Source organism: Deinococcus seoulensis (assembly GCF_014648115.1).
Lineage (GTDB): Bacteria > Deinococcota > Deinococci > Deinococcales > Deinococcaceae > Deinococcus > Deinococcus seoulensis.
In genome coordinates this window covers 1-3,156 of sequence record NZ_BMQM01000074.1, presented here as the reverse complement: position 1 = coordinate 3,156, position 3,156 = coordinate 1, and the positions used below count along the sequence as shown (strand labels likewise).

General features: G+C 57.4%; 2 protein-coding genes. Both read right to left on the bottom strand.

Going from position 1 to position 3,156, the window contains the following annotated elements; genetic code table 11:
* Positions 1-522: 522 nt before the first annotated feature.
* Positions 523-2,334, bottom strand: coding sequence for an ABC transporter ATP-binding protein (locus IEY70_RS20685; protein WP_189066919.1), 1,812 nt, complete (start codon positions 2,332-2,334; stop codon positions 523-525).
* Positions 2,321-3,156, bottom strand: an 836-nt coding sequence (locus tag IEY70_RS20680) for a YcaO-like family protein (RefSeq protein ID WP_229778136.1), incomplete at its 5' end; no start/stop codon positions are given. The genes IEY70_RS20680 and IEY70_RS20685, both read right to left, overlap by 14 nt.

The window sequence follows — 3,156 nt, the reverse complement described above, 5'->3', positions numbered from 1 at the left end:
GAGGGCCGTATCGTCGGCGGAGCTTGATGTTTCCCTGCTGAGCGCGGTGTTGGACTGGACAGGCAGGGTTCTGACAGACGAAACGTTCGAGTGGGAGCTCTTTTGACACGTCCGGGGATACGCCCCGGACGCTCCCATTTCAGTGGTGTCGGGCATAGTTCGACTCTGTTGGCGAATTCAGGTGATGGCCCCCGGACTCCGCATTTCTTGTTGCCGAGTCGTGATGATCCGCCTCACCCAACAGCGGTTTTCGAATTCGCCAACAGAGTCTAGTTCCAGCCAACTACCCCCGATCGCGTACCGGCGAGTACGGCAAGCCTTCACCCGCGACCCGCAGGCCGCCCGCACTTCAGCAGCGGAAAACGAATGGGAGGGCCCAAACTGCAGCGACCTGCCAGCGTCCATCTGGGAGGTGCAACAGGCGATCGCCGGGATATTCCCCGGCGATCCAGTGCCTGACATCAGACTTGCTTGTGCAGCAGCCCAGCCTTCAGTGGCCTTGCCAATGACTGTGAAGTCAACCTAGATCACCGCTTCTGGGAGATCGGTGTAACTGCTGGCCTGGAGGAGGAACATACGGCGGTAATGCGAGTCACTGCGGGCCATCAACGTGGTGTGGTGCCCTTCCTCCAACACCTGGCCGCCACCCATAACGATGATGTGGTCAGCATGCCGGCACAAACTCATGCGGTGGCTGATGACGATGCCGATCTTGCCCTGGCACATTTGCCGGAAAAGTGCGAACGCTTCATGTTCTGTTTCAGGATCCAGTGCAGAGGTCGGTTCATCCAGCAACACCACAGCCGCCTCCTGCAATCTGGCCATGGCTCGAGCGATGGCCAGACGTTGCCACTGCCCCCCAGAAAGATCTGTCCCGCCTTTGAACTGATTGGACAACATTGTGCTGGTTCCCTGTTCCCACATGCTGACCTGGTCCGTGAGCCCCACAGCGGACAAGAGCCCACTGGCATCTGGTACTTCCTGCTTGAAGAACAGATTGCTGTCCACCGTGTCCTCGAATCGCCCGAAGTCCTGAAAAACGGCCGCGATGCGCTCACGGTACGCCTGCACGTTAATGCCCCGCAGATCCTGCCCGTTCAACTGAACGTGCCCCGCCGTGGGATCGTACAACCGGCACACCAGCTTCGCCAAGGTGGTCTTACCCGCACCGTTCTCACCCACAATGACGGTCAGTCGGTCCTGCTCAAACCGCGCGTGAATGCCAGTCAATGTTGCGCGCTCAGCCCCTGGATACGTGAAATGTACGTCCTGGAAGGCCAGCACATTCTTCGTTGCCAGAGGAACAACGCCCTGACCTGGCGCAATCTGACTCTGAAACTGTTTAATGTCCCAGAAAGGTTCAGTTGAGAGACCAGCTTGATAGACCTCGCTGCCTTGAAAGATGGTGTCCTCCAGGCTGCGGCGGAACTGAAAGATCAAGCCGGAGTAGAGGGCCAGATCACCGAGGCTGAACCGACCATCAATGTACTGGAACAACACAAAAATGTATGGCGCGGAGGTGCCCAGTGAACTGAGGATGGACCAGCCGATTGTTTTCTGCGCGCCGCGGCGCCGAACACGCTGCATTTGCGCCAGCACGTCCAGAGATTGATTCATCCAGCGGGTGATGAAAAACGGGGCGGCGCCGTACACCTTCACGTCCTTGTGCCCCTTGACGCCGAGGATGTTCGTTTCAAATATCTTGTTTTTTCGCAATGTCTCGGCGTGAGAACGCTCAACAGACCAACTTTCGTCCTCAATTTCCCCCTGGGCGTAGATTGACGGCACCGCAAACGCAAGCACCAGCAGCGGAATCCACCACGCCGCACCAAACAGCACCAGCAGGCTGGGCAAGAGGCCCGCCACACCAATGAACAGGCGGATGGCAGATGCGTTCAGCTCCCACAGTTTCTTGACCCCTTCTTCCGCAAGAAGGAGCGTGTCAAGTTTGCCTGGATCCTCGAAAATGGAGATGTCCTCAACAGCGGACACCCGCTCCATCAGGTCTTTCTTGGCAAAGTACCGGGTTTTATCCCGGAGGTTGTCCATGTAGAGGCCCATGACGGTCTGGAAGGAGTCCGTCACGATGTTGAGAACCAGATAGACCAGGGAGGCCATCAAAATGAACTGCACCGCTGCAGCCCGATCGGCACGGAAGGTGTCGATATGGTCGATCACATATTTGCTGACCAACAGAATCAGCAATGGACCGGTGGCATAGAACAGGTTGAGCAGCAGGATTTTGGTGACGTCGCCGCGAGCATGACGGGCGACATACGAGATGCCCCGCCATGACAACGACAGAGCCTGACGGCGTTCTTCACTGAGCCACATGTGATTCACCTTGAGCGAAAAGAGAAGCGGTACGGACCCCGGGACGCACCAGACGTCCACTGGTCACGAGTTGAAAATTGTCCAGGCCCGGGACCGAGACCATAACCTGCGTAATGCCAAAACCCAGTGTACAGCTGTGCGCAAAGACGGGAAAACCGTGTGTGAGCAAACGGTCCTGCACAGCCATCAGCACATCGTGCACCGTACCGTTGGGTGATGACCGCAAGGGAACTGGGTGGACAGAGCCCCGGTGCTGGAACGCAACCTCCCGATATGACAACAGGCGTCGGTACAGCTGAAAGGGGGCCACCCGTCTGCGGTGCTGCTGCTCCTCATCAAAGAAGTCTGCGCGGAAATGCCAGCTGGCATGGATAGCCTGCAAACATTCGGTCAGGGCACGGGTCAGGGCATGCGCAGCGCTCCAGGACGTGCCCCAACCATCGAAATACTGACCATCACACTGGGCAAGCGCACAGTACGTGGGGACGCCAAGGTTGGAGGTGGCATCAAACAGCAAGACCTTCGCCTGCATGTCATTCAGCGCTTCAAGGTAGGTGTGATGTTCAGGTTCAAGAGAGGCGCGGTCAAGGGGTGAGGCTTCACGGTGAAGCACCAGGCGGGTTACGAAAAGGGACTTGGCATCCCGTTCTATTTTTTCATTGATGGCATGCAGAAGAGCCTCTGGCTCTCCGACGCCAATGGCCGTGCCATTGTTCGACAGGTACTCGTACATGGCTGTATTGAAGGCGGCGTTCCGGGTTTGGCTCTTCCTGGATTCCAGGGAGCTGAGGGTGCTCTGATAAACTATCAGCATGCTGAGCT